We start from the raw sequence: 576 nt of genomic DNA, 5'->3' as shown, positions 1-576 counted from the left end.
CCTCAGTCACGGGGGATACCAGCGGCGTTGGCCGGGAATCCGGGCACTTAGGTTCCACCCGCGCCGCGGCGACGGCGTTTCCCCTTGCCGCAATGCCTGGCTGGGGACGGAGCCTTGCTGAATCGGGTAAGGGCGGGTGTTTAGCCCGCCCGCCCCACACCACCTAGCATGCGGGTCCGCACTCGGCGGTTTATGCGAAGGAAGTACCCACCGGTCTCAAGCCTAACCCTGCGCCTTCATCCACCGCTCACGCACGCCGAGCAAGCCTTGGCGTTTCCGCCAAGCGTTCGTCATTTCCGTCGGCATCGCCTGCGTCCGCGACCGGCGCCCGTCGGCTTCGGGATCCAGGCCCGGCTGACCGGTTGCGGTTGGTCGCTGCCATCGTGCCGGGCTTGGCGGATCGCCCGCCCGGTCGGCCCTTCGCCGTCACACCTCTCCGCTGTGCGCCGGCTACTCTGGCCGCTGCTGACTGCTGTCCCCTCACGCCCGGCGGTGCCGGCCCGCGCGCGGCCCGCGTCACGCTCGGGTCCGGTGGTCATTCCAACCCTTTCACCCTGGCCCTCCGGCCGGCTCCCA

1 protein-coding gene is annotated in these 576 nt (G+C 70.3%); it reads right to left on the bottom strand.

The annotated features are described in order from the left end of the window. Positions 1-290: 290 nt before the first annotated feature. Positions 291-576: hypothetical protein (locus BQ17_RS22150; RefSeq protein WP_369406490.1), on the bottom strand; the 286-nt coding region annotated here is incomplete at its 5' end.

Origin of the sequence: Candidatus Thiosymbion oneisti, from assembly GCF_900092655.1 — a bacterium.
GTDB lineage: Bacteria > Pseudomonadota > Gammaproteobacteria > Chromatiales > Chromatiaceae > Thiosymbion > Thiosymbion oneisti.
This window is presented reverse-complemented; position numbering and strand designations above follow the sequence as displayed.